We start from the raw sequence: 24,703 nt of genomic DNA on the forward strand, positions 1-24,703 counted from the left end.
CCTCGCCACAAAAAAAGCGTGGCGCGGGTTAGAGCTGCGGCATCCACGTCACCCCGAACATCAGTGCCCGACCTTCTTCGCGATACCCATACTGGTTGCCGTCATGCTCATACAGCGCACGGGTGTAGGCCTTGTCCAGCAGGTTGTCGACCTTCATCTGCAGCGTGACTTCATGGTTGACCGCCCAACTGCTGCGCAGGCCGAGCAGACCATAACCGCCCAGCGGCTGACGGTTTTCATTGTCGTCATAGCTGCTGCTGACGGCTTGCCAGGTGGCGCCCAGGCCGAGCTGGTCGAATTGCCGGTCCAGGTCCAGGTTCAACGTCCGTCGGGCGCGGCGGGCCAGGGTGTGGCCGGTGTCACGGTCCCGCGGATCAATGAACGAAATCCCGAGGTTGCTCTGCCAACCGAACAGCTCCTGCTTGAGGGCGGCTTCGAAACCGTTGATCCGTGCCGAGGCGACGTTTTCCGGGCGTGAGTGGCTGCCGAAGATGATCGCGTCTTCAAGGTCGGTGCGGTACAGCGAAGCTTCCAGGCGACTGTAGTCACTCAGTTGGCTGCGCCACTGCAGCTCGTAGCTTTTCGAGGTTTCGGGTTTCAGGTCCGGGTTGCTGAAGTCCGGGTAGTACAGGTCGTTGAAGGTGGGGGCACGAAAGCCTTCGCTGTAGGTCAGCAATACATCGTTGTCCGGATTGAGCGGCAGGGTGAAGGTGCCGCTCCAGCTGTTCTGGCCGCCGAACTGCTGGTTCTGGTCGCGGCGCAGGCCCAGTTCGGTGGAAAACTGCTCGGCCTGGAAGTGATGTTGAATGAAGCCCGCGCGGTTCCAGCGGCTGTCTTCTTCGAACGCAGTGCTGCTGTTGACCCGGTCTTCGTACCAGTCGCCGCCGAGAATCAGGCTGTTCTGGTCGTCGAGGGTCACATCGTTCTGCCAGTTCAGCGAGTCGCGGTAGGTGTTGAACACGCTGTGCTCGTCGCTGAGCTTGTCGAAGGTTTCTTCGCGGTTTTCGCTGTGGCCCAGTTCCACCCGGGATTTCCACCCGTCGTTGAGGCGAGCGTCGAGGTAGCTGCTGACGCTGCTCACGGTGAAGTCGTTGTAGGGTTTTTGTTCGACGCTTTCAAAGGTGTTCATGTCGAAGCGGCCGAACGGGTTGTCGAACTCGCTTTTGCCACGGTTATCGAGAATGTTCATCCCGGTTTCAAGGTCGTCGTTGAAGGCGTGGCTCAGGCTCAGGCTCAAGGACTGGTTGCGATAGGCATCGTGATCGCCGTCGCTGGGGTACGACTCATCGGTGCGATTGATACCCGCAGTGTCATCCAGGCTGGCGCCGAGGTTGAAGCGGGTTTGCGCATCGCCGCCGGACAGGCCGAGGCTGCGCTCCCACGTCTGGTTGCTGCCAAAGCCCATGTGCAGGCGCGGTTGCAGGCCCGGTTCGGCGCTGCGCCGGGTAAAGATCTGGATCACCCCGCCAATGGCGTCGCTGCCATAGATCACCGAGCGCGAGCCGCGCAGCACTTCCACACGCTCGATTTGCTCAATGTTCAGGTGTTGCAGGTTGCTGTCCCCCGACGTCGAGTTACCGATACGCTGGCCGTCCACCAGCACCAGGCTTTGCGCCGATTTTGTACCGCGAATGTAGACCCCCGGCAGGCTGCCTCGACCGCCGGTTTGCGAGACCTGTACACCCGGCACACGGCTCAGCAGGTCGGTCACGCTGCCTGGCTGCAGGCGGTCGATGTCGTCACGGGTGAACACGGTGTTGGCGGCGCTGCTGTCGTTGCGGGCCTCGACCTGGCGGGTGGCGCTGATCAGCACGTCGGGCAGTTTCAGGGCCTGTTCGCGCTCGAAAGTGTCGGCGAGGGCGCAGGCGGTGGGCAGCAGCGAGAGGGTCAGGGCGAGGCGGGGGAGGTTCATGGGCTGTCTATTGGCACGTTGGGCGAACACAACCTGGGTAGGTTCATACAACCCATGTGGGAGCGGGCTTGCTCGCGAAGGCGGCCGATCAGTCAATGGTCATGTCGACTGACACTCCGTCTTCGCGAGCAAGCCCGCTCCCACAGGGTTCTACATCTGTCTGGTAGTTAGAGGTCGAGCAGTTGCAGGCGCTGACGAATCGAGGCCTCGATACCGGCTTCATCCAGGCCACACTCGGCCAGCATTTGCGCGGGCTTGGCATGCTCGACGTAAACGTCCGGCAAGCCCAGGTGCAGCACCGACTTGAGGATGTTTTCGCGGGCCAGGAACTCGCTGACCGCGCCACCTGCACCACCCATGATGGCGTTCTCTTCGATGGTCACCAGCAACGCATGAGAGCTGGCAACCTCGCGAACCAACGCTTCATCCAGCGGTTTGACGAAGCGCATGTCGACCACGGTCGCATCCAGCTTCTCGGCCACTTTCAACGCCTCGGCCATTTGCACGCCGAATACCAGCAGGGCGACAGTGTTGCCCTGGCGACGCATCACGCCCTTGCCGATTTCAATCGGTTCCAGGTCTTTGTCGATGGTGGCATTCGGGCCGGTACCGCGTGGATAACGCACCGCTGCCGGGCCGTTGTACAGGTGGCCGGTGCTGAGCATCTTGCGCAGTTCGTTCTCGTCGCTCGGGGTCATCACCAGCATGCCGGGGATGCAACGCAGGAACGACAGGTCGAAGCTGCCGGCGTGGGTCGGGCCGTCTTCGCCCACCAAGCCTGCGCGGTCGATGGCAAACAGCACGTCGAGGTTCTGCACCGCAACGTCATGCACCAACTGGTCGTAGCCGCGCTGCAGAAAGGTCGAATAGATCGCTACCACCGGTTTTGCGCCTTCGCAGGCCATGCCGGCAGCGAGGGTCACCGCGTGCTGTTCGGCAATCGCCACGTCGAAATAACGCAGCGGGAAGCGCTCGCTGAAGGCCACCAGATCGGAGCCTTCCTTCATCGCCGGGGTGATGCCTACCAGGCGCGGGTCGGCAGCGGCCATGTCGCACAACCACTCGCCGAACACACCGGAGTACTTCGGCCCACCGGCTTTTTTCGGCGCGGCGGCCGGAGCGTCCAGCGGTTCGAGCTTGGTGATGGCGTGATAGCCGATCGGGTCGACTTCCGCCGGGGCGAAACCTTTGCCCTTCTTGGTGACCACGTGCAGGAACTGCGGCCCCTTGAGGTCACGCATGTTGCGCAGGGTGGCGATCAGGGTCGGCAGGTCGTGACCGTCGATCGGGCCGATGTAGTTCCAGCCCAGCTCTTCGAACAGGGTGCCGGGGACCAGCATGCCCTTGGCATATTCTTCGGTGCGCCGGGCGATCTCCCAGGCGCCGGGCAGGCGCGACAGGACCTTCTTGCTGCCCTCACGCATGCTCGCATAGGTGCGGCTGGAAAGGATCTTCGCCAGGTAGTTCGACAGGCCACCGACATTGCGCGAGATCGACATGTCGTTGTCGTTGAGGATCACCAGCATGTTGGCGTCCACTTCGGGCGCGTGGTTCAGCGCTTCGAACGCCATGCCGGCGGTCAGTGCACCGTCGCCGATCACGGCGATGGCCTTGCGATCACTGTTTTGCAGGCGGGCGGCGATGGCCATGCCCAGCGCGGCGCTGATCGAGGTGCTGGAGTGGCCGACGCCAAAGGTGTCGTACTCGCTCTCGGCGCGGCGCGGGAAAGCGGCGATGCCGTCCTTCTGGCGCAGGGTGCCCATGCGCTCGCGACGCCCGGTGAGGATCTTGTGCGGATAGGCCTGATGACCCACGTCCCACACCAGCCGGTCGTCCGGGGTGTCGAACACGTAATGCAGCGCGATGGTCAGCTCGATGACGCCCAGGCCGGCACCGAAATGCCCGCCGGTCTGACCGACCGTGTAGAGCAATTCCAGGCGCAACTCATCAGCCAGGGTTTCCAGCTCGGCTTCGCCTAACCGGCGCAGGCCGTCCGGCGTGTTGGCACGGTCGAGCAGGGGCGTGGTCGGGCGCTTGCGGGGAATCTCATGAAACGTCGTGGGCATCAGGCGAATCGTTATAGGTATAAAAGAGGCGGCAGTTTACCTGATGCATCGCACGCTGCCCACGCAGAGCTCGGAACTTGGCCGATATGCGTAGGGTTTGTTGATGTTTGGTAGCAGCCGCGACGGATTGCGTGCCAACGCGGCTCGCCACCAAGCGTCGATAGACCCTGGGCAGCGAGCGCCGGATCAGCTGCGGCGTTCGACGATGTAGCGCGCCAGCTCACGCAGCGGCTCGGCCGACGCGTCAAACGGTCGCAGGGCGTGCAGGGCCTGATCGCGCAACTCCAGGGCATAGGCCTTGGCCGCTTCCAGGCCGAGCAGGGCCGGGTAGGTCGGCTTGTCCCGGGCGATATCGGCGCCCTGGCGCTTGCCCAGGGTCTGGGTATCGCTCTCGACGTCGAGAATGTCGTCTTGCACCTGAAACGCCAGGCCGATGGCCTGTGCGTAGGTCTGCAACGCTTTGAGTTCGGCCTTTTCGGCACGGCCGCTGGCCAGGGCGCCCAGCTTGACGCTGGCTTCGATCAGCGCGCCCGTCTTGTGCCGATGCATGAACTCGAGGGCTTTTTGATCGAGCTTCAAGCCCACCGAACCGAGGTCGATGGCCTGGCCGCCGACCATCCCGGCCGGGCCCGCCGCCAACGCCAGGGTACTGACCATCTGCAGGCGAATCTCGGCATCGGCATTGTTCAGGCGTGGGTCAAGCAGGGCGCTGAAGGCCAGGCTTTGCAGGCCGTCACCGGCGAGAATCGCGCAGGCTTCGTCGAATTTCTTGTGGGTGGTCGGCTGGCCGCGACGCAGGTCGTCATCGTCCATCGCCGGCAAATCGTCATGCACCAGCGAGTACGCGTGGATCAACTCCACCGCACAGGCCGCGCCATTGGCGTGTTCGGCCTCACCGCCCAGCGCTTCGCAGGCCGCGTAGGCCAGCAACGGACGCACGCGCTTGCCGCCGTTCATCACGCTGTAGCGCATGGCTTCATACAAGCGTGCGAGCTCAGGGCTTGGCGCACTGAACAAGGTTTCTAGCGCCGCATTGACCCGGGCCTGGCTGTTGGCCGAATACACCGCGATCATTCTGGCTGTTCCGCGTCAAAGGGGGCCTCTGCCAGCTCGCCGTCGCGCTCAAGCAGCACCTGAACCTTCTGCTCGGCCTGCGCCAGCGCGGCCTGGCAGTCGCGGGTCAGGCCGATGCCTTGCTCGAAGGCAGCCAACGAGTCTTCCAGCGACAGCTCGCCGTTCTCCAGACGCTCAACCAGCGTTTGCAGGTCGGCGAGGGATTGTTCGAAATCCAGTGCAGCTTTTTTGCGGGCCATGGCGGCTATCCAGGTGACGTTTGAACCGGCGCGACACTAGCAGATAGGGGGGTGTGGGGCAAATGAGCAGGCCTTTCAACCGGATCAGGCGATGGAATTGTCTGAATGGTTGATCTGATATCGAGTGCTACGTCCGCCTCCTGGCAGCCGCATCAGGCAACCCTTTTCCAACAACTCCACCAAATGCCGAGTCGCCGTCGCCTTGGACACTTTCGCCACGGCCTGATACTGCGCAGCGCGAATTCCCGCCTCAAACCCATTCTCGCCGCCATCCAGCAAGCGGTTTAGTACGTTCACCTGTTCAGCCGTGAACCCCTGGCTACGATAGTGTTGCCAGAATCGCGCTTTGCTCAGCACCCGTTCGATCCGGGTCATGGCCTGTTGCAAGCTGCGCAGCAACGTTTGCAGGAACCACAGCAGCCAGTCGGTAATGTCTGGTGTGGCTTGCTGGCAGTTTTCCAGTACCCGGTAATAACCTGCGCGGTCGTCGAGGATGCTGGCGGACATGGCATAAAAGCGGATGGCCTGATTCTCACCTTGAGCCAGTGCCAGGTCAGTGATGGCACGGGTCAGGCGGCCGTTGCCATCATCGAATGGGTGGAGCGTGACAAACCAGAAGTGCGCGATGCCGGCGCGCAGTAAGGGGTCGAGCTGGGTGTTGGTTCGGCTGGTTTCGAACCAGTCGAGGAAGTCGCCCAGTTGTTGTTCCAGACCCTCGCGTGGTGGTGCTTCGAAATGCACGGTGGGGCGATCCACGCGGCCGGAGACCACCTGCATCGGTTCATCGCCGCGCAGCTCGCCGACACGGATATGGCGCGCGTTGAAGTCTTCTTCCTGAGTGGGGAACAGCCATTGATGCCAGTGCAGCAAACGGGCGAAATCAAGCGGGGCGGCAAAGTGTTGGGTGGCATCGAGCATCAGGTCCGCCAACCCTTCGCTGCGCTTGCTGGCCCGACCTGCATCAACATCTTCCAGGCCAAGGCGTCGAGCCAATGAGGAGCGAACCGAGTCCACATTCAGTTGTTCGCCTTCAATGGCGGATGAGGTCACGATGTTTTGCAGCAGCGAATCCAGCTCGTTTTGCGCGCTGAGTTCACCTCCGACAGAGCTGGACATCCCCAGTAAATGACCTTGGGCCTGCACGCACTCACGCAACAGCGACGACAGGCGTTCGGCTTGCCAGTGCAAGTGCGGCCAATCGGGTTGTTGCCAGATCCAGCGAGGTTGTTCCATGGGTACTGTCCTTGGGGGTGAGCCGAATAGGAGAGTTATTCGGCTCATGTCGTGAGCCGATTGTGTGAGTTATTCGGCTCATCGTCCAGCGCTGGATCTATGCCGACAACAAGACCTCCTCAAACATTCTGCCTGATCAGCTCATTCAAACCCGCAGCCTGCACCCGATCCCGCCCGTTGCTCTTGGCGCCATACAGCTCTGCGTCCGCCTGCGACAGCAACCGCACCAGGTCGTACCCCGACTCGCGGGTAGTCACCACGCCAATACTGACGCTGAGCAACCCCGGCTCCAGCAACGTCAGCTGCGAAAACGCCTGGCGAATCCGTTCGGCGACCAACACCGCCTGCCGTATGTCGGAGTCCATCAGCAGGCAGGCGAACTCTTCGCCGCCGATACGGGCGAACACGTCCTGATGACGCAGGCTGTCGGTCATGACCCGGCCGAACGCGATCAGGGCTTGATCGCCAAGATGATGGCCAAAGGTGTCGTTCAGGCGCTTGAAGTGATCCAGGTCGCAGAGCAGCAGGGCGACAGGTTGACTGCGGCGCTGGCAGTCCTTGAGGCGTTGTTCGCCATACAGCATGAAGGCTCGGCGATTGCCGACACCGGTCAGCGAGTCGCAAAAAGCAGCGGCCTTGAATCGGAGCTCGGCGCGTTCCTTGACCATGGCCAGTGTCACGTAGGCGATGCCGATGACATACAGCATCGACTCGAACAGCATGAACGAAAAGAACGGCACGCCCGTGCCCGCGCCGGTCAGCGCTTGATCCAGGGGCAGGCCCAGATCAGTAACGCTGCGTACGCAGTAAAAGAGTGTGTGCAGCACGGTCAGGATCAGCGCCGGCAGATAGGCGACCTCGAGGGTCTTGCGGCTGCGCAGAAACTCCAGAGTCGTCAGCAGCCCATAGCCGGCGGCCAACATCGAATAGGTGGACACACGAGCCGGCATCGCCTCATAGAAGGCCGGCACCAGGCACAACCCCAGCCAGACACCGGCTCCGGCGAGTATTCCCGGTACGTTTGGCGAGCGCCCGGCGAACACGCGCATGGCCGTCCAGTTCATGGCCGCGCTCAACAACAGGATCACGTTGCCCAGCATGATCGCCACGACATCGAAGCCTTTGCCCCGCAGGCTGATCAGCACCACACCCAGCGCTGCCAGCAGCATCATGCAGCCCAGGTACGCCAGCGGCCGTTCGCGGGTTTCTCGAAGCCAGGCGTGCACCGTCAACAGCCCCATCAGGGCAAAGACGAAGACCGAGACCACCAGCAGGGTCGGGATGTGCAGCACCATGTCCTTGGTTCCCATTGAACGTCGTTCCGAGGCCTCCCCCTATGGAAAGCAACTTGAGCACAAGAGGCTGTGTTGTAAGTGGGGGTTAAGCGATTGGGCGAGAGTTTAACGGCAACCTTTGCTCGGTGCGTGGGTTGTTTACTGAGATGGATCGATGGTTTGTCGCTGAAGTGTGGGGTGGATCCGGCCGCTCAGGGTGTTCTTAGGGGGCACGGAAACAATCAAAAAGTTCGTCCGGTCTCAGGTCTGGTGACCCATTGATCCTGGCGGATTTAGCCGACTCGGTCCGATTTTGTGGACTTAGGAGCATCAATGCGCAGATGGAACGCGTGGTCTGTGGTTTGAAAGCGAAGTGGATACCGACCGTGTACTGACGCCAGTTCAGGCTCATAAAAGACTTAACGTCGTGTCCGGGATTAGTTGACCACTACACTTCAGAGATTCAAGCTTCAGGGTTTGGGGTGTTGCTGGAGGCTAGGTAGCGCTTCTTATGGCTGCCACGATCACTCAGGATCATTAATGGATCACTAATCACCGCTGTGTTTCTCACTGTTTAAATGCCGCTTATATACCCCAAAAAGGACTCAAAGCTTGCCTATCAAAACGGACGTCTGGACCGTTGGTCTTTCACCAAACAAGTTGCGCTCAAGCCGCTTGGCCAGTGAGCAACTGCTGGAAGAGATGATCATCAGCTCCCCAAGCATCCTCTCGGATGAATGGATGCTGATAGGCCGGCAAGAAAATACCGGCATGGGTGGTCGGATCGACCTGTTGGCCATCGCACCTGACGGTGCCTTGGTGTTAATCGAGCTCAAACGCGACCGTACGCCTCGTGAAGTGGTTGCTCAAACGCTTGATTACGCCGCGTGGGTCGACAGCCTGCGTGGAGATGAAATCGCAGCGATCTACAAACGTTTCAAACCTGGCTGCAGTCTGGATGTAGATTTCCTGGCACGTTTCGGTCGTGTACTGGACGACGAAGAGTTGAACAAAAGCCATCAACTGATCATCGTCGCCACTGAGCTGGACGCCAGTAGCGAGCGGATCGTTGAATACCTCAGCAAGCGAGATATTCCGATCAACGTACTCTGTTTTCAGATTTTCCAAGTGGGCGACCAGCAGTTACTGAGTCGATCCTGGTTACTTGATCCTGTTCAGACTCAAGTGAATGCGGTGTCGACAAGTGAAGGCCATGGCGAACCCTGGAATGGCGAATTTTACTGTTCGTTCGGAGATTCTGTCTCGCGTTCCTGGGCCGATGCCGTGGAGTTCGGGTTCATTTGCGGCGGGGGAGGTGCGTGGTATAGCAAGACCCTGCAGTTGCTGTCTCCGGGCGATCGGATTTGGGTAAATATTCCGCAGCTGGGCTATGTCGGCGTTGGGCGTGTTCTTGGAACCTCCACACCTGCGAACGAGTTTACCGTGACGCAAGACGGCGAGGAGCGGCCTGTGCTTGAAGCCGCGACGCGCGCCAGCTATCACGCTGAGTTTGTCGATGATCCGGAGCGCTGTGAGTACTTTGTTCCGATCCAGTGGCTGCAAAGTGTGCCCATGAGCCAGGCAGTAAGAGAGATCGGGATGTTTGGTAATCAGAACACGATTTGTCGTCCGACTGCGTCGAGGTGGCGATGGACGATTGAGCGATTGAAGCAAAGGTTTCCGCGCTTTGATGAGGTACAGGCAGCGCAAGACTAAAAATTGCCATAGCGTGTTGGTGTGACCTGAAGGTTAATCAGGCACCCGAGAGCATCACTGATGCGCGATAATCAGCGCTTTTTTCTTCGTGCAAGCGTATTGACGACGTACTCACGCTTAACAATGAGTACGCATAATTTGTAGCCCCTGCAATGCGGGGGCTGTTGGAGCAGTAAATGACGGATATCACCCCCCTTCGCGAGGCACTCCTTGCGGCGGTGCCTACCGATGGCAGCACCATTGGCATTCAATCACTCCTTGAGCGCTTGCGCGGACAGTTCTCGCAGTTGACCGAAGAAGAGCTGCGAACCACACGGGATGGGTTGCTCACAGAGGGTGTGTTGGCCAAGGCGCGGGGACGTGGTGAAGCGGTGAAACGTGCCCAGCTACCGGTGAGTAGCGCGGTGAGTCTGGCCGAGCAGGCATTGAGCAAGGCGCGGGAGCGTATTGATTCTGCTCAGGAAGCGCCGCCTGTTTCTAAAGTCAAAAAGTCCAAGGTGCAAGCGACTACGACGATGCCCGACCTGGAGAAAACACTCTGGGCCTCAGCCGATAAAATGCGTGCCAACATGGACGCTGGCGAGTACAAGCATATTGTGCTCGGGCTGATTTTCCTCAAGTACATATCCGATAGCTTCGCGGGTCGCCGTGCTGAGTTGGAAGGCAAGTTTACCGATACTACGGACGAATATTATCTAGGGGCTGACACGGCTGGTTTGCTGGCCGATGAGCTGGAAGATCGCGATTACTACCGCGAGGTCAACGTTTTCTGGGTACCGGAAGTGGCGCGCTGGGAGTCGATCCGAGCAGCTGCCAAACAAGTTGATATTGGTAGGCGTATCGACGAGGCCCTGAGTGCCATTGAGGCGGAAAACCCCAAGCTCAAAAACATGCTCGACAAGCGTTTTGCCCGTGCCGAATTGCCGGATGGCAAGTTGGGTGAACTGGTCGATCTGATTTCGACGATTGGTTTCGGATCGGACATTGGCAAGGCTCGCGACCTGCTCGGGCAGGTGTATGAGTACTTCCTCGGTCAGTTTGCCCGTGCCGAAGGCAAGAACGCGGGCCAGTTCTATACCCCCGCCAGCATCGTTAAAACGCTAGTAGCGGTGCTCAATCCGCATCATGGCAAGGTTTACGATCCGTGCTGCGGCTCTGGCGGCATGTTCGTCCAGTCGGAAAAATTCATTGAAGCCCACGGTGGTAAGCGGGGCGACGCGTCTATTTATGGCCAGGAGTCCAACCCTACGACCTGGCGTCTGGCGGCGATGAACATTGCCATCCATGGCTTCGAGGGCAACCTCGGCAAGGAGCCGGCAGACAGCTTCGTGCGTAACCAGCACCCGGACTTACGCGCTGATTTTGTACTGGCGAACCCGCCGTTCAATATCAGTGATTGGTGGCACGGTAGCCTGGAAGGTGATCCGCGTTGGGTGTATGGCACACCGCCGCAAGGCAACGCCAACTATGCGTGGTTGCAGCACATGCTTTATCACCTTAAACCGACTGGACGTGCGGGGATTGTGTTGGCCAATGGTTCGATGAGTTCGAGCCAGAGCGGTGAAGGTGAGATTCGTCGCGCAATGGTTGAGGCGGATGTGGTGGAGGTGATGGTTGCGTTACCGGGGCAGCTGTTTCTCAACACGCAGATTCCAGCGTGCTTGTGGTTCCTGGCCAGGCAGAAGGCTAAGCGTCCTGGGGAAGTGCTGTTTATCGATGCGCGCAAGATTGGGACCCGTATTAGCCGGGTGCAGATTGAGTTTTTGGAAAGCGATATCGAACTGATTGCTCAAACCGTAGCCAATTGGCGTGGTGAGCCGTTGGACGTCGGTGGCAACATCGCGGAATATGCTGACATCCCCGGCTTCTGTCGCAGCGTGACCCTGGCGGAGGTCGCCGAGCACGGACATGTGCTGACCCCGGGTCGCTACGTTGGCATCGAAGCCGTAGAGGACGATGACGAGGCTTTTGCCGACAAGATGCAGAATCTCACTGCTTTGTTAGGGGAGCAGATAGCCAAGGGCACGGAGCTCGATCAGTTGATCCGACAGAAGCTCGGAGGGCAGGGGTATGAGTTCTGAGCCTAGGACCTATCGCGTTGAAGAGTTAATCAGTATGGGACTGCTTGAAATTGGAGATGGCTATCGAGCGAAAAACTCTGAGTTGGCCGAAACAGGCATCCCGTTTGCGCGAGCGGGAAACATTAACGATGGGTTCAAATTTGATGACGCTGATTTCTTCCCTGAGTCGGAACTGTCACGAGTAGGGGCAAAGGTCAGTCGCCCCGGCGATGTTGTCTTTACGTCTAAGGGGACTGTTGGCCGTTTTGCTTTAGTTGAACAACATAGCCAACGTTTTGTGTACTCACCCCAGTTATGCTTTTGGCGGTCGCTTGATTCAGGAAATATCCTTCCTGAGTACCTGTACTACTGGATGAGCAGTCAAGAGTTCCTACATCAAGTTAGCTATCTAAAAGGTCAAACAGATATGGCTGACTACGTCAGCCTACGAGATCAGCGGCGGATGGCCGTGACTATTCCTTCGATGCAGCAGCAGCTTCATGTCGTTGAATGCCTGAAACCGATTGACGAGCGCATCACCCTGCTACGCGAAACCAACGTCACTCTGGAAGCAATTGCCCAAGCGCTGTTCAAATCGTGGTTCGTCGATTTTGACCCCGTGCGCGCCAAAGTCGAAGGGTTTGAGCCTGAAAGTATGGACACCGCGACCGCTGCCCTGTTTCCCGACAGCTTCGAAGAGTCCGAGCTTGGGTTGTTGCCGAAGGGGTGGGAAATTAAAACCTTAATGGATCTTCTTGTGCTTCAGCGGGGCTTCGACCTCCCTGCAAGCGCACGTACCAAGGGGCTTTATCCGATAATTGCAGCCAGTGGACCTAGTGGTACTCATAGTGAGGCTAGGTCAAAAGGGCCCAGTGTTGTCACGGGTAGGTCCGGTGTATTAGGGCGTGTGTTTCTTGAGCTTGAGGACTTTTGGCCGCTTAATACTACACTTTGGGTTAAAGAGTTTCGTGCAGCAACACCTTGTTATGCATATGAGTTGCTGAGGCTGATTGATTTTGCTTCGTTCAACGCTGGTTCGGCTGTCCCTAGTCTTAATCGTAATCATATTCATGGATTGAAATACATCATCCCGGACAGCTCCTGTATTGCCGCTTTCGAGTCCATTGCACTTCCACTGCATGAGCGTGTTCGGGCGAATGAAAAGCAAGCCAGTACTCTCACCAAACTCCGCGACACCCTACTCCCTCGCCTAATCTCCGGCCAGATCCGCCTCCCTGAAGCCGAGGAACTGGTCGAGGAGACCTGTGCATGAGCAAAACCTCGCCCCCCGCACTCCCCGAGGGTTATGCCACCTGGTTGGCCCAACTGAAAGGTGACATCGCCCAAGCCCGCCAACGGGCGGCGCTGGTGGTCAATACCGAGCTGATACAGCTCTATCACCGCATCGGGGGCGAGATTCGGCAGCGGCAGGAATCCCAAGGCTGGGGCGCGAAAGTCATCGAGCGCTTGGCCCTGGATCTGAAAGACGCGTTTCCCGATATGCGCGGTTGGTCGTCCAGCAATCTGAAGTACATGCGTTTTTTTGCGCAACACTGCCCGGATGTTCGATTTGGTCAGCAGGCTGCTGACCAATTGCCCTGGTTTCACGTGGTGACCCTGCTGACCAAGCTGGACAGCTCCGGCGAGCGCGAGTGGTATGCGCAACAAACCGTGCAACACGGCTGGTCGCGCAGCACGCTGGAACTGAACATCAAAAGTCGCTTGCAGCAGCGCCAAGGCGCGGCGGTCACCAATTTTGTCGCTCGTTTACCCGCCGCCGATTCAGCGTTGGCCCATGAAACGCTGAAGGATCCCTATCTGTTCGACTTCCTTGGGTTGGGGCATGACGCCCAGGAGCGGGAGATCGAAGAAGGACTGATCCGCCACATCACCCGCTTTCTGCTGGAACTGGGCGCTGGTTTCGCGTTTGTCGGCCGGCAGTTTCGCCTGGAAGTGGGTGGGGACGAGTTCTTCATCGACTTGCTGTTCTACCACATACGGCTCAAACGCTATGTGGTGGTGGAGCTCAAGGCTACGGCGTTCAAACCGGAACATGCCGGACAATTGAATTTCTATTTGGCTGCCGTTGACGCGCAGATCAAGGCCGAGGACGACAACCCCACCATCGGCCTTTTGCTGTGCAAGCAACAGAACCGTTTGGTTGCCGAGTATGCGTTGTCCGGCATCGATAAGCCGATTGGCGTGGCTGAATACCAACTATTGCGTGACCTGCCTGAAACACTGGGCGGCAAACTACCGAGCATCGCTGAAATCGAGGCGGAACTGGCCGGTGACATGGACACAGGAAGTGAATTGGAATGACCGAAGACCAGTTGGAGCACGAAGCCCTTGGATGGTTGGGCGAGTTGGGTTACAGCCATGTCTATGGACCCACGATTGCCCCCGACGGGGACAGCCCCGAGCGCGATAGCTATCGGGAGGTAGTACTGGTGGGGCGCTTGCGCAGCGCAATCGATCGGCTCAATCCCAAAGTACCTTCAGTTGCCCGCGAAGATGCGCTCAAACAGGTGCTGGATTTGGGCGTGCCGGTGCAGATGTCGGCGAATCGGGCATTTCACCGTTTGTTGGTGGGCGGTGTGCCGGTGCAGTACCAGAAGGACGGTGAGACCCGAGGTGATTTCGTTCGTCTGATCGATTGGACTCAGGTGAGGGCCAACGACTGGATTGCGGTTAATCAATTTCCTGTACAGGGGCCAAAGAACACTCGTCGACCCGACATCATTCTGTTCGTCAATGGATTGCCGTTGGTGTTGCTGGAACTGAAAAATCCGGCGGATGTGAACGCTGACATCTGGAAAGCCTTCGAGCAAATCCAGACGTATAAGGAGCAGATCCCGGATCTGTTTCAGTACAACGAAATTCTGGTGATCAGCGACGGTACTGAAGCGCGCATGGGCTCGCTGTCGGCGGACGCCGAGCGTTTCATGAACTGGCGCACCATCGATGGCCAGGACCTGGACCCGTTAGGTCAGTTCAACGAGCTGGAAACGTTGATCCGTGGCGTGTTTGCCCCAGAGATGCTGCTGGATTACCTGCGTTACTTCGTCCTGTTCGAGGACGATGGTCGACTGGTAAAGAAGATTGCGGGCTACCACCAGTTTCATGCGGTGCGCGCGGCCATTCAGCAGGTGGTGATTGCATCCCGCCCGGGAGGCACTCACAAGGGCGGAGTGGTCTGGCATACCCAGGGTTCGGGCAAAAGCATCACGATGACCTGTTTCGCTGCCCGCGTGATGCAGGAAGCTGTGATGGAAAACCCGACTATTGTGGTGATCACCGATCGCAATGATCTTGACGGTCAGTTGTTCGGGGTATTTTCACTCTCGCAGGACTTGTTGCGTGAGCAGCCGGTGCAGGTCGAAACCCGTGGGGACTTGCGTACCAAGCTGGACAACCGCCCCAGCGGCGGCATCGTTTTCGCCACCATCCAGAAGTTCATGCCCGGAGTGGATGAAGACCGCTTTCCGGTGCTGTCCCTGCGCCGCAACATCGTGGTTATCGCTGACGAGGCACATCGCACCCAGTATGGTTTTAACGCCGAGCTGAAAGCACCCGATGTCAATAAAGTCGCTGAAACCAGAACCCGTTACCAGGTTGGTTATGCCGAGCACCTGCGTAATGCGCTGCCCAACGCTACCTTTGTAGCGTTTACCGGGACGCCGGTGTCCAGCGAGGATCGCAATACGCGTTCGGTATTTGGCGAGTACATCCACGTCTACGACATGCAGCAGGCCAAAGAGGATGGTGCGACTGTCGCCATTTACTACGAGTCACGTCTGGCCAAGTTGTCGCTTAAAGCCAGCGAGCTGCCGACGATTGATGACCAGGTCGATGAGTTGGCTGAGGACGAAGAAGAGGGGCAGCAATCACGTCTGAAGAGCCGTTGGGCGGCTCTGGAGAAAGTCGTGGGCGCCGAGCCGCGCATAAAAAGCGTGGCCAAGGATTTGGTGGCCCACTTCGAGGAGCGAAGTCAGGCACAGAACGGTAAGGCCATGATCGTGTCCATGAGCCGCGAAATCTGCGTGCACTTGTATAACGAGATTGTGGCGTTACGCCCGCAATGGCACGACGAAGACTCGGAAAAGGGCGCGATCAAGGTCGTCATGACCGGTAGTGCTTCGGACAAGGCTCTGTTGCGTCCGCATATTTATCCAGCGCAGGTGAAGAAACGTCTGGAGAAGCGCTTCAAGGATCCAGCAGATCCACTCAAGCTGGTGATCGTGCGTGACATGTGGCTGACCGGTTTCGACGCCCCATGTGTGCACACCTTGTACGTGGACAAGCCGATGAAGGGCCACAACCTGATGCAGGCCATCGCACGGGTCAATCGGGTGTTCAAGGACAAGCAGGGCGGTTTGGTGGTTGATTACATCGGTATCGCCAACGAGTTGAAAGCTGCGCTCAAGGAGTACACCGCAAGCAAAGGTAAAGGGCGGCCGACAGTGGATGCTCATGAGGCCTATGCGGTGCTCGAGGAAAAGCTCGACCTGCTTCGAAGTTTCCTGCATGGCTTTGACTACAGCGACTTCCTGAAGGGCGGACACAAGTTGTTGGCGGGTGCCGCCAACCATGTTCTGGGGCTCAAGGACGGGAAAAAACGTTTTGCGGATGCGGCGTTGGCCATGAGCAAGGCGTTCACCTTGTGCTGCACCCTGGACGAAGCCAAAGCGGTGCGCGAGGAAGTGGCTTTCTTTCAGGCGATCAAGGTCATTTTGATCAAGCGCGATGTGAGTCAGCAGAAAAAGACTGACGAAGAGCGTGAATTGGCGATCCGCCAGATCATTGGTAACGCGGTGGTCTCGGGTGAAGTAGTTGATGTATTCCAGGCGGTTGGTCTGGATAAGCCCAACATCGGCTTGCTGGATGACGACTTTCTCGCGGAGGTCCGTAACTTGCCGGAAAAAAACCTCGCGGTAGAGCTGCTTGAACGGTTGCTTGAAGGTGAGATCAAAAGCCGTTTCAGCAACAATCTGGCGCAGGACAAGAAGTTTTCCGAGCTGCTTGATAGCGTGATCAAACGCTATCAGAACCGCTCGATTGAAACTGCCCAAGTCATCGAAGAGCTGATCGAGATGGCGAAAAAATTCGCTGCTGCCAGTAAACGTGGCGATGAGCTCGGCCTGAATGATGATGAGCTGGCGTTCTATGATGCTTTGGCAAATAACGAGTCTTCAGTGCGTGAGCTGGGTGACAAGGTACTGGCCGATATTGCCCACGAATTGACTGAAAGCTTGCGCAAGAACGTCACGGTCGACTGGAACAACCGAGAAAGCGTAAGGGCTAGGCTCCGCTTGCTGGTCAAGCGAATCTTGCGCAAATACAAGTATCCACCGGACCAGCAAGATGAGGCGACCAAGCTGATTCTGGAGCAGGCAGAGGCGCTCTGCGAAGCGTGGGGGTAATTGTAGGGCTCACAGTCTTGATTGGTTGGGGCTAGCTATCAATGCTCCCCTTTACGGGAAATGAGAAGGTGCTGTCGCTTTTTTGCGTTCAGCACCTTTTTTATTGCTCTTGGATTTGATTTCAAGCGGCCATTTACAAAAGACAGAAATGAAAATACACTTTTTTAGTGTTTAAACTCTTTTTTGTTGTTTTTGTGGTGGTGCGATGAAGCGATTGAGAGACTTACGAAAGGCTATAGGGTTCACGCAGGCGGGTCTTGCCAAGGCATTGGGTGTTTCTCAACAAGCGATAGCTCGTTGGGAAAAGGGCGATGCAGAGCCCAGTCTCACCATGCTGAGAGACCTTGCCACTGTAGTGGGTACGAGCGTGGATGATTTGGTGGAATTTGAGGCGGGAGGCGCTCGGATATCATCTCAGCATTGGGAGCCTGCAGACGATCAGATGGTCGATGGATTTTGGGGCCATCTAGGTGTGTTGTTGCCTAGCCGTTTAGACCATCACTGGTACCCGGTAACCAGCGGAGAGCAGGCAAGGATTAGTCGTAATTTACAAGGAGTCGTGAGTTCATCGGGTTGGCTGGTAGTCGCGACTCTGAACAATCGCGTACTGCTGATTAACCCGGCTGCGGTTCAGCGAATCAGATTACTGGATGATGCTGCTGATACGCCAAGCGATGACAGTTGGAGTTTGACGTGGGATGGCTACAACGGGCTATCTCCTGAGGTTTACAGCGCAATCAACGATTATTTCTGGGATGAGCAAGCCTTTGAGGCCGATTATTCAGACGCCTTGCAAAAAATCGCCATTGATCAGATCGAAGAGCACGCTATAGGTGAGGAGGAGGCGTTCAAACTGCTTGAGTGCACGTTTCTATATCTTGAGTCTGGGGCGGAGGTGGTGTTTCGTGCCGAGGCGAACGACCTACTTTCATTGACGTTTGAGGCCGATTGTCAGACACCAGAAAAGATTGTTCTGAGAAATGAGCACAGCGGTGAGTTAAATTTCTTTCCTACTCACAAGGTCGCCTTGGTCAGCATGCCGCTGACTCAGTATCAGCAGGCGGCTCGGGCGTCGATGGAAGAGTCGGAAAGCTTGTAGGTGGTTGAGTCCATATCAAATCGCGGGCATTAAAAAGCCGGCTTGTGGCCGGCTTCTCGGGGACTGGCTTGGTCTATTTTTGGTAAACCGTACCAGCCTTCAAAACGTACATCCGGATCTTGCGTCCGGCTGTGGGACTTGGCGAGAAAGTCATCTGCCTTGTCGGGGCGATCGGACCGGCGCTGGGCGGGTCGATGCCAATGTGGGGCGCAGCATACTGATTTTTGTGGGTAATTCCCAGTGGGATCTGCGGTGTAGAGCCATCAAGCGGGTTTACTCGTGAAGGCTCTGCGCCGGGGGGACCGTTTTTGCGGGCAGTCCGCTTCTGCAAGAAGCGCGCGAAACCGTTGGCTGGGTTGCTTCAGCCGAACGGCACGGGCGGTCGCTGTTTGTTGAGGGTGGACCACCAGAACACCCAGCCGAGGATTTCGATGTTTTGTATTTCAATTTGTTCTGCGCTGAAGATTTCATCGGGATAGCCGCCGCTGTTGTGGCTGCGCAGGCGTAGGGCGCCGCCCGGGAGGCGGTGCAGGTATTTGATACGCAACATGCCGTCATGTTTCAGGGCGTAGATCTGGCCGTCGACGATTTGGGTCAGGCTGCGGTCGATGGCCAGGGTTGAGCCGTCTTCGATTTTCTCCGACATGCTGTCGCCGATCATGGGCACGCAAATGGCCTGGTGCGGTTCGACTTCGAGGCTTTCCAGGTAGTGGCGTGGCAGACGGACAAACGTGCCGGGTATTTCGGCCACTTCGGTGTCCCTGGCGCCGGGCGTCTTGGGAACTTCCTTGTACAGCGGGAGTTCGATGTCGAGGGGTGCAACATGTACCTGATAGATCTCGCGAGTGTCCTGGGCGTCGCATGCCGCGCTGGTCTGGATGGCAGGTTCGCAGGTGGGGTGTTTGGGGCCTTCGCCGTTCAGCAGCCACTGACTGTTCACGCTTAACAGGCGGGCGATTTCTTCCAGCCGTGGGTAGGGCACGCCGCGCAAGTACCAGTTGTTTACGTGCTGGGGCTCGACCTTGCAGAAGATCGCAAACTGGGAAGGGGTAATGCCCACTTCTTTCAGCAGTGCCTTGAAGCGTGGGCCGCAATGATGTTTTTTCATAAACACGGAGTTTACCGACCGATGTGGCGCGGTTGAATAAACATGGCGTTCAAATTGCGCGGGAATATTCTGTTGTTTTGAGCGATAGAGTTAACTTGAACTAAACGGCACTAAACTTTATTCCAAACTGTATTATTTTTAAGTGTGAGTTGATGTTTTAACACGCATGAAAAACCCCGGCTAGCCGGGGTTTTTCGAGTGTTTGAAGCGTGCGGATGACCGCTGTTGCTTAGCCTTTGTAGGCGGCAACCGACTTCATGATTTCGGCGCGAGCGGCTTCAGCGTCGCCCCAACCTTCGATCTTCACCCATTTGCCTTTTTCGAGGTCTTTGTAGTTCTCGAAGAAGTGCTTGATCTGCTCCAGCAGCAAGCCTGGCAGGTCGGTGTATTCCTTCACGTCAACGTACAACTGGGACAGCTTGTCGTGTGGGACTGCGATGACTTTGGCATCGCCGCCGCCGTCGTCGGTCATGTTCAGGATGCCGACTGGACGCGCGCGGATCACCGAGCCTGGAGCAACCGGATAAGGGGTGACTACCAGTACGTCGAGGGGATCACCGTCGTCCGCCAGGGTGTTCGGGATGAAACCGTAGTTGGCCGGGTAGAACATTGGGGTGGCCATGAAACGGTCAACGAACAGGCAATCGCTGTCTTTGTCGATTTCGTATTTGATCGGCGCGTGGTTGGCCGGAATCTCGATCGCGACGTAGATGTCGTTCGGCAGGTCTTTGCCAGCCGGAATCTTGCTGTAGCTCATTGGGCGGTGCCCCCGTAAGTGGCCAGATGACTGGCCGGATTGACCAAAAAGTGGCGGCGATTATAGGCATATTCCGCCGCCGGTGCCACGTACCGGAGGTCGTATGGAGCTAGGTCATAGACCAAGATCGCGGACCAAGGTCGTGGATCAAGATCGTGGACCAAGGTCGAGAACCTTACTCGTGTGCCTGATAGTCCGGATGCCCGGCTTGCAGGCGCACAAGCCTGGCCAGTGGGTCCTGGCGATAAAACAGCTGTAGCTGCTGATACACCTGTGGATAAGTGGCGTGCAGCAAATCCGGGGCGCTGAAGAAGTATTCGCTGGTGACCGCGAAGAACTCCGCCGGGTTTTCCGCGGCGTAGGGGTCTATCGGCGTGTCGGCGTCAGGGTTGTGGTCGAGTTGGCGGTTGAGGTCGTCGTAGGCATGTTGCATCACCCTGGCCCAGTCACTGACCCGCATGTCGCTGTGCAGTGGAGGCAAGCCGTTGGCGTCGCCATTGAGCATGTCGAGCTTGTGCGCCAGCTCATGGATCACCAGATTGTAGCCTTCCCAGCCACCGCTGGCCATGACCCCCGGCCAAGCCAGGATGACCGGGCCCTGCTGCCAGGCTTCACCGCTGTGTTCGCCATCCCACTCGTGCTCGACACCGCTGGCATCGCGATGACGCTGGGGGCTGAGAAAGTCATCGGGATAGAGCACGATTTCATGAAAGCCCTGGTACCAGTTCAAGTCCCCCAGGTGCAGTAACGGCAATTGGGCCTGGGCGGCGAGCAGCAGGCGCTGTTCCTTATGCAGCTCGACGCCGGTCAGGCAGGTCAGGTGCTTGTCTTGCAGGAAGAGCACGGAGGATTCGCGCAGCCACTGGTCTTCGGCCTCGCTCAGGCCGTCGAGAAAACGCAGGTGCTGGCGCACTCGCTGCCAGGTGTCATCGGTCACGGGGTGCTTGGCCAGTGTGCGCTGGCGACGCCAGGTACTGAGGAGTCCCATGGGCATCAGCGCGACTGGGCTTTGGAACTCGAAGCGCCAAGGCGGCTGCGAATGACGCCAATGATCATCGGCACCAGGGACAACAGGATGATGCCCACCACCAGCAACGACAGGTTTTGCTTGATGAACGGTACGTTGCCGAAGAAGTAGCCCAGGGTGACGAGGCCGCCAACCCACAGCAGGGTGCCGAACACGCTGAACGCAAAGAAGCGTGGGTAAGGCATTTTCGCGACGCCGGCGACGAAGGGTGCGAAGGTCCGGATGATCGGCATAAAACGGGCCAGGGTCACGGTCTTGCCACCGTGCCGGTCATAGAAGTCGTGGGTTTGTTGCAGGTAATCCCGACGGAAGATTTTCGAGTCTGGATTACTGAACAGCTTTTCGCCCACCGTTCGGCCGATGACATAGTTGGTGCTGTCCCCGAGTATCGCCGCGAGCATCAGCAGGCCGGCCAGCAACACCGGGTCCATGCCGCCACCGGCCGCGACGGCGCCGGCGATGAACAGCAGCGAATCGCCCGGCAGGAACGGCATGACCACCAGGCCGGTTTCGCAAAAAATTACCAGAAACAGAATGGCGTAGATCCATGGCCCGTAATTGGTCACCAGCAAATCGAGGTACACGTCGAGATGCAGGATTAGGTCGATCGGGTTGAAATCCATGGAGGGCACCTGGGTAGCGGCTCGGCTCGGCAAGCCTGTGCGGAAAGTCTGGAAAGTAAGGCTACAGGGCTGTGAACAATTTCTTACGGCCCATAGATGTCGAAATTATACGGACAGAAGAGTGAAAAGCGTGTGGAGTTTGTAGCGAGGAATTACGAGGATGCAGTGGCAATGCCGAGGTATTGCATCAGCCTCTGCGGCGAATGGACTCGTCCCTTCGCCGCAGCCGCCCATCTCGCTACGAGGCGTTAAAGCTCGTCGCTGATCGGCAAGACGTAGTTCTTGAACTCGGTGTCTTCGCGAAAGCCGATGGACTCGTAGGTCTTGCGCGCCACTTCATTGTTGCTGCTGGTGGACACCCGCATACGGACGGCCTGGGTTTCCTTGGCCATTTTCTTCGCGGTGCGCATCAGGTTGTCGGCGACCAGTTGGCGGCGGGCGTCTTCGGCGACGTAGATGTCATTGAGGATCCATACGCGCTTGAGCGACAGGGACGAAAAGCTCGGGTACAGCTGGCAAAAGCCCAGCAGTCGGTTGTCCTCATCATCGGGCAGGGCCAGGTAGATGACCGATTCCTTGCGTCGAAGGCGTTTTTCCAGGAAGGCCCTGGAGGAGTCTGGATAGGGGAGCGAGCCATAGAACTCGCGGTATTTGACGAACAAGGGCGTCAGTAGGTCCAGGTGCTCGAGGGTGGCTTGAATAATCCGCATGCTAGGCCTCAACTTCATTGTAGATATGACGGCAGTGTCCAGTGGATTTGACGGCAATCGGTTCAAGACTCGGGCGGCCGTTCGTCGACTCTGCCTCAAAGCGGAACTAAAACGCAATGCGGATTCGGTTCAGGCATCCAGCGGGCTTAGCAGGAAGTTTCCTTTGATGGTGACGTCATTTTTTGACTCGAGAGTCTGCACCTGGGCCTCATCTTTCAGATGGACGCCCGACAGCTGTCGCCGACATGCCTCACGCATCAGGTACAGCAAGCGGTGTACGGCCATGCCATAGCTCAAGCCTTCCAGCCGCACGTTGGAAATGCAGTTGCGATAGGCATCGGTCAGGCCGACTTTTGGATTATAGGTGAAATATAAACCAAGGCTGTCGGGCGAGCTGAGGCCCGGGCGCTCTCCGATCAGGATCACCACCATCCTGGCGCCCAGCCGTTCGCCGATTTCATCGGCCACGGCAACGCGGCCCTGTTCCACCAGAATCACCGGTGACAACGACCAGCCTTCGGCCTGCGTCTGCTCCTCCATGCGCGCCAGAAACGGCAGGGTGTGTCGATGCACGGCCAATGCCGACAGGCCGTCCGCCACCACCACCGCCAAATCAACGCCCCCAGGCGTGCTCGCGGCATGTTCGCGCAGTCTTTGCGCGGATTCATCGCTGAGTTTGCGGCCAAGGTCCGGGCGTTGCAGGTAGCTGTGGCGATCGGTGGCGGCGCTGTGCAGCAGCAGGCTGTCGCGTCCGCGCTCGGCCAATTGGGCGCGCAATCCGGCAGAGTCGAAGGGCAGGTGTACGGCATCGCGGGCTTGCGCGTGGGCGTACTGAAAGTCCAACTGAGCGCCGGTCGGCAGGCTGGTGCCGGTGCGTCCCAGGGCGATGCGCGCCGGTGTCAGGCGCCGCAGTTCCAGTAACGGGTTTTGCGGATCCAGGGGTCGTTTGTCCATTAGCACGTCACTCATCCCAATTGCCCCATGGCCTGGCGGAAAGCCGGTGGCAAGCCGTTGCCGAAGTGAACCTTGCCGTCGCCCTGGGTGAAAATACCCATTTTTGCCAGCCACGCCTCGAACTCCGGTGCCGGCTTCAGGCCCAGGGTCTGGCGCGCGTAGAGGGCATCGTGAAACGAGGTGGTCTGGTAGTTGAGCATGATGTCATCGGAGCCGGGGATGCCCATGATGAAGTTGATGCCGGCCACGCCCAGCAGGGTCAACAGGGTGTCCATGTCATCCTGGTCCGCTTCGGCGTGATTGGTGTAGCAGATGTCACAGCCCATCGGCACGCCCAGCAACTTGCCGCAGAAGTGATCTTCCAGGCCGGCGCGAATGATCTGTTTGCCGTTGTACAGGTATTCGGGGCCGATAAAGCCGACCACGGTGTTGACCAGGAATGGCTTGAAGTGCCGGGCCACGGCATAGGCGCGGGTCTCGCAGGTTTGCTGGTCGATGCCATGGTGGGCGTTGGCCGACAGCGCGCTGCCCTGGCCGGTTTCGAAGTACATCAGGTTCTGTCCCAGGGTCCCGCGATTGAGACTCAACCCCGCGTCATAGCCTTCCTGCAACAGGCTCAGGCTGATGCCGAAACTGGCGTTGGCCGCCTCGGTGCCGGCGATCGACTGGAACACCAGGTCCAGCGGCACGCCCCGGTTGATCGCCTCGATGGAGGTGGTGACGTGGGTCAGCACACAGGCCTGGGTCGGGATTTCGTAGCGCTGGATGACCGCGTCGAGCATTTCCAGCATCGCGCAGATCGACGCGATGCTGTCGGTGGCCGGGTTGATGCCGATCATCGCGTCGCCATTGCCGTACAGCAGGCCGTCGAGAATGCTCGCGGCGATGCCGGCCGGCTCGTCGGTGGGGTGGTTGGGTTGCAGGCGGGTCGACAGGCGCCCGCGCAGGCCCAGGGTGCCGCGAAATTGCGTGACGACCCGGATCTTCTGCGCCACCAGCACCAGGTCCTGCACGCGCATGATCTTGGAGACCGCCGCGGCCATTTCCGGTGTCAGGCCGGGAGCCAGTGCCCGCAGGCTGTGCTCGTCGGCAGCGTCGCTGAGCAGCCAGTCGCGAAAGCCGCCGACGGTGAGGTGGCTGACGGTGGCAAACGCGGCGGCGTCGTGGGTGTCGATGATCAGTCGGGTGACTTCATCGGCTTCATAAGGGATCAGCGCTTCTTGCAGGAAATGCTTGAGCGGGATGTCGGCCAACGCCATTTGCGCGGCGACCCGTTCGCCATCGTTCTGTGCGGCAACGCCGGCCAGGAAGTCCCCGGAGCGCGCCGGACTGGCCTTGGCCATCACGTCCTTGAGGTTGTCGAAGCGGTAGATCAGGGCGCCGACGGTATGGGCAAATGCAGCCATGAGCGGTGTCCTCCTCGGTAAT

Annotated in this window: 19 protein-coding genes; 6 read left to right on the plus strand and 13 right to left on the minus strand. The window is 58.4% G+C overall.

The genetic code is table 11. The features are described 5' to 3' along the window. Window positions 1–28: 28 nt before the first annotated feature. The 6 genes from AC3WQN_RS11305 to AC3WQN_RS11330 form a co-directional block, all read right to left on the minus strand. Window positions 29–1,912 carry a TonB-dependent receptor domain-containing protein gene (locus AC3WQN_RS11305; protein WP_103400424.1) on the minus strand — a complete coding sequence of 628 codons (1,884 nt, stop codon included), beginning with the start codon at window positions 1,910–1,912 and terminating at the stop codon, window positions 29–31. A 167-nt stretch (window positions 1,913–2,079) separates the two neighbouring features. Then, the gene (gene dxs / locus AC3WQN_RS11310) at window positions 2,080–3,978 is read right to left on the minus strand and encodes a 1-deoxy-D-xylulose-5-phosphate synthase (protein ID WP_103400423.1); all 1,899 of its coding nucleotides are present in this window, start codon (window positions 3,976–3,978) and stop codon (window positions 2,080–2,082) included. Between the two features lie 186 nt (window positions 3,979–4,164). Continuing rightward, the gene (ispA, locus tag AC3WQN_RS11315; protein WP_103400422.1) at window positions 4,165–5,052 is read right to left on the minus strand and encodes a (2E,6E)-farnesyl diphosphate synthase; all 888 of its coding nucleotides are present in this window, start codon (window positions 5,050–5,052) and stop codon (window positions 4,165–4,167) included. Further along, entirely contained in the window at window positions 5,049–5,291 is a 243-nt protein-coding gene (locus AC3WQN_RS11320) for an exodeoxyribonuclease VII small subunit (RefSeq protein ID WP_095145375.1), read from the minus strand. Before AC3WQN_RS11320 ends, ispA begins: the two co-directional genes overlap by 4 nt. 84 nt (window positions 5,292–5,375) lie before the next feature. After that, window positions 5,376–6,524, minus strand: coding sequence for a Fic family protein (locus tag AC3WQN_RS11325; protein ID WP_103400421.1), 1,149 nt, complete (start codon window positions 6,522–6,524; stop codon window positions 5,376–5,378). Between the two features lie 119 nt (window positions 6,525–6,643). Next, on the minus strand, window positions 6,644–7,819 hold the full coding sequence (locus tag AC3WQN_RS11330) for a GGDEF domain-containing protein (protein ID WP_103400447.1): 1,176 nt from the start codon (window positions 7,817–7,819) through the stop codon (window positions 6,644–6,646). 591 nt (window positions 7,820–8,410) lie between these two features. Between AC3WQN_RS11330 and AC3WQN_RS11335 the strand changes: the two genes are divergently transcribed. From AC3WQN_RS11335 to AC3WQN_RS11360, 6 genes are all read left to right on the plus strand, one after another. Then, the gene (locus tag AC3WQN_RS11335) at window positions 8,411–9,514 is read left to right on the plus strand and encodes an endonuclease NucS domain-containing protein (protein ID WP_103400420.1); all 1,104 of its coding nucleotides are present in this window, start codon (window positions 8,411–8,413) and stop codon (window positions 9,512–9,514) included. 176 nt (window positions 9,515–9,690) lie between these two features. Continuing rightward, a complete protein-coding gene (locus AC3WQN_RS11340) occupies window positions 9,691–11,595 on the plus strand; it encodes a class I SAM-dependent DNA methyltransferase (protein ID WP_103400419.1) in 1,905 nt (634 codons plus the stop codon). Further along, window positions 11,585–12,847, plus strand: a complete 1,263-nt coding sequence (locus AC3WQN_RS11345) for a restriction endonuclease subunit S (protein ID WP_103400418.1) — start codon at window positions 11,585–11,587, stop codon at window positions 12,845–12,847. Before AC3WQN_RS11340 ends, AC3WQN_RS11345 begins: the two co-directional genes overlap by 11 nt. Then, entirely contained in the window at window positions 12,844–13,896 is a 1,053-nt protein-coding gene (locus tag AC3WQN_RS11350; protein ID WP_103400417.1) for a PDDEXK nuclease domain-containing protein, read from the plus strand. Before AC3WQN_RS11345 ends, AC3WQN_RS11350 begins: the two co-directional genes overlap by 4 nt. After that, entirely contained in the window at window positions 13,893–16,997 is a 3,105-nt protein-coding gene (locus AC3WQN_RS11355) for a type I restriction endonuclease subunit R (protein WP_103400416.1), read from the plus strand. The genes AC3WQN_RS11350 and AC3WQN_RS11355 overlap by 4 nt, the downstream gene beginning before the upstream one ends. A gap of 205 nt (window positions 16,998–17,202) precedes the next feature. Next, window positions 17,203–18,096: a helix-turn-helix transcriptional regulator gene (locus AC3WQN_RS11360; RefSeq protein ID WP_103400415.1), complete on the plus strand. Its 894-nt coding sequence runs from the start codon at window positions 17,203–17,205 to the stop codon at window positions 18,094–18,096. A gap of 361 nt (window positions 18,097–18,457) precedes the next feature. Here the strand turns inward: AC3WQN_RS11360 and AC3WQN_RS11365 are convergent, their stop codons facing one another. The 7 genes from AC3WQN_RS11365 to AC3WQN_RS11395 all read right to left on the minus strand — a co-directional run bounded on the left by AC3WQN_RS11365 (window position 18,458) and on the right by AC3WQN_RS11395 (window position 24,681). Beyond that, window positions 18,458–19,204, minus strand: a complete 747-nt coding sequence (locus AC3WQN_RS11365; protein WP_103400414.1) for an XRE family transcriptional regulator — start codon at window positions 19,202–19,204, stop codon at window positions 18,458–18,460. Between the two features lie 229 nt (window positions 19,205–19,433). After that, the gene (gene ppa / locus AC3WQN_RS11370; RefSeq protein ID WP_095145377.1) at window positions 19,434–19,961 is read right to left on the minus strand and encodes an inorganic diphosphatase; all 528 of its coding nucleotides are present in this window, start codon (window positions 19,959–19,961) and stop codon (window positions 19,434–19,436) included. A gap of 175 nt (window positions 19,962–20,136) precedes the next feature. After that, window positions 20,137–20,949 (minus strand): M90 family metallopeptidase, encoded by an 813-nt coding sequence (locus AC3WQN_RS11375; RefSeq protein ID WP_103400446.1) that lies wholly within the window; start codon window positions 20,947–20,949, stop codon window positions 20,137–20,139. A gap of 5 nt (window positions 20,950–20,954) precedes the next feature. Further along, window positions 20,955–21,611: a DedA family protein gene (locus AC3WQN_RS11380; RefSeq protein WP_095145379.1), complete on the minus strand. Its 657-nt coding sequence runs from the start codon at window positions 21,609–21,611 to the stop codon at window positions 20,955–20,957. Between the two features lie 248 nt (window positions 21,612–21,859). Continuing rightward, window positions 21,860–22,321 (minus strand): GNAT family N-acetyltransferase, encoded by a 462-nt coding sequence (locus AC3WQN_RS11385; RefSeq protein ID WP_095080534.1) that lies wholly within the window; start codon window positions 22,319–22,321, stop codon window positions 21,860–21,862. A gap of 129 nt (window positions 22,322–22,450) precedes the next feature. Then, window positions 22,451–23,275, minus strand: coding sequence for an ethanolamine ammonia-lyase subunit EutC (eutC, locus tag AC3WQN_RS11390; RefSeq protein ID WP_103400413.1), 825 nt, complete (start codon window positions 23,273–23,275; stop codon window positions 22,451–22,453). 11 nt (window positions 23,276–23,286) lie between these two features. Then, the gene (locus AC3WQN_RS11395) at window positions 23,287–24,681 is read right to left on the minus strand and encodes an ethanolamine ammonia-lyase subunit EutB (RefSeq protein WP_103400412.1); all 1,395 of its coding nucleotides are present in this window, start codon (window positions 24,679–24,681) and stop codon (window positions 23,287–23,289) included. Window positions 24,682–24,703: the final 22 nt, after the last annotated feature.

It is taken from the genome of Pseudomonas sp. FW300-N1A1 (assembly GCF_058789115.1).

Excerpts from the sequence above, each read along its gene's own strand:
- AC3WQN_RS11355 (WP_103400416.1), top strand. The coding sequence starts at position 13,893 with ATGACCGAAGACCAGTTGGAGCACGAAGCCCTTGGATGGTTGGGCGAG.
- eutC (WP_103400413.1), bottom strand. The coding sequence starts at position 23,275 with ATGGACAAACGACCCCTGGATCCGCAAAACCCGTTACTGGAACTGCGG.
- AC3WQN_RS11375 (WP_103400446.1), bottom strand. The coding sequence starts at position 20,949 with ATGGGACTCCTCAGTACCTGGCGTCGCCAGCGCACACTGGCCAAGCAC.
- AC3WQN_RS11305 (WP_103400424.1), bottom strand. The coding sequence starts at position 1,912 with ATGAACCTCCCCCGCCTCGCCCTGACCCTCTCGCTGCTGCCCACCGCC.
- AC3WQN_RS11360 (WP_103400415.1), top strand. The coding sequence starts at position 17,203 with ATGAAGCGATTGAGAGACTTACGAAAGGCTATAGGGTTCACGCAGGCG.
- ispA (WP_103400422.1), bottom strand. The coding sequence starts at position 5,052 with ATGATCGCGGTGTATTCGGCCAACAGCCAGGCCCGGGTCAATGCGGCG.
- AC3WQN_RS11395 (WP_103400412.1), bottom strand. The coding sequence starts at position 24,681 with ATGGCTGCATTTGCCCATACCGTCGGCGCCCTGATCTACCGCTTCGAC.
- ppa (WP_095145377.1), bottom strand. The coding sequence starts at position 19,961 with ATGAGCTACAGCAAGATTCCGGCTGGCAAAGACCTGCCGAACGACATC.
- AC3WQN_RS11350 (WP_103400417.1), top strand. The coding sequence starts at position 12,844 with ATGAGCAAAACCTCGCCCCCCGCACTCCCCGAGGGTTATGCCACCTGG.
- AC3WQN_RS11320 (WP_095145375.1), bottom strand. The coding sequence starts at position 5,291 with ATGGCCCGCAAAAAAGCTGCACTGGATTTCGAACAATCCCTCGCCGAC.
- AC3WQN_RS11340 (WP_103400419.1), top strand. The coding sequence starts at position 9,691 with ATGACGGATATCACCCCCCTTCGCGAGGCACTCCTTGCGGCGGTGCCT.
- AC3WQN_RS11385 (WP_095080534.1), bottom strand. The coding sequence starts at position 22,321 with ATGCGGATTATTCAAGCCACCCTCGAGCACCTGGACCTACTGACGCCC.
- AC3WQN_RS11325 (WP_103400421.1), bottom strand. The coding sequence starts at position 6,524 with ATGGAACAACCTCGCTGGATCTGGCAACAACCCGATTGGCCGCACTTG.
- AC3WQN_RS11345 (WP_103400418.1), top strand. The coding sequence starts at position 11,585 with ATGAGTTCTGAGCCTAGGACCTATCGCGTTGAAGAGTTAATCAGTATG.
- AC3WQN_RS11380 (WP_095145379.1), bottom strand. The coding sequence starts at position 21,611 with ATGGATTTCAACCCGATCGACCTAATCCTGCATCTCGACGTGTACCTC.
- AC3WQN_RS11365 (WP_103400414.1), bottom strand. The coding sequence starts at position 19,204 with ATGAAAAAACATCATTGCGGCCCACGCTTCAAGGCACTGCTGAAAGAA.
- dxs (WP_103400423.1), bottom strand. The coding sequence starts at position 3,978 with ATGCCCACGACGTTTCATGAGATTCCCCGCAAGCGCCCGACCACGCCC.
- AC3WQN_RS11330 (WP_103400447.1), bottom strand. The coding sequence starts at position 7,819 with ATGGTGCTGCACATCCCGACCCTGCTGGTGGTCTCGGTCTTCGTCTTT.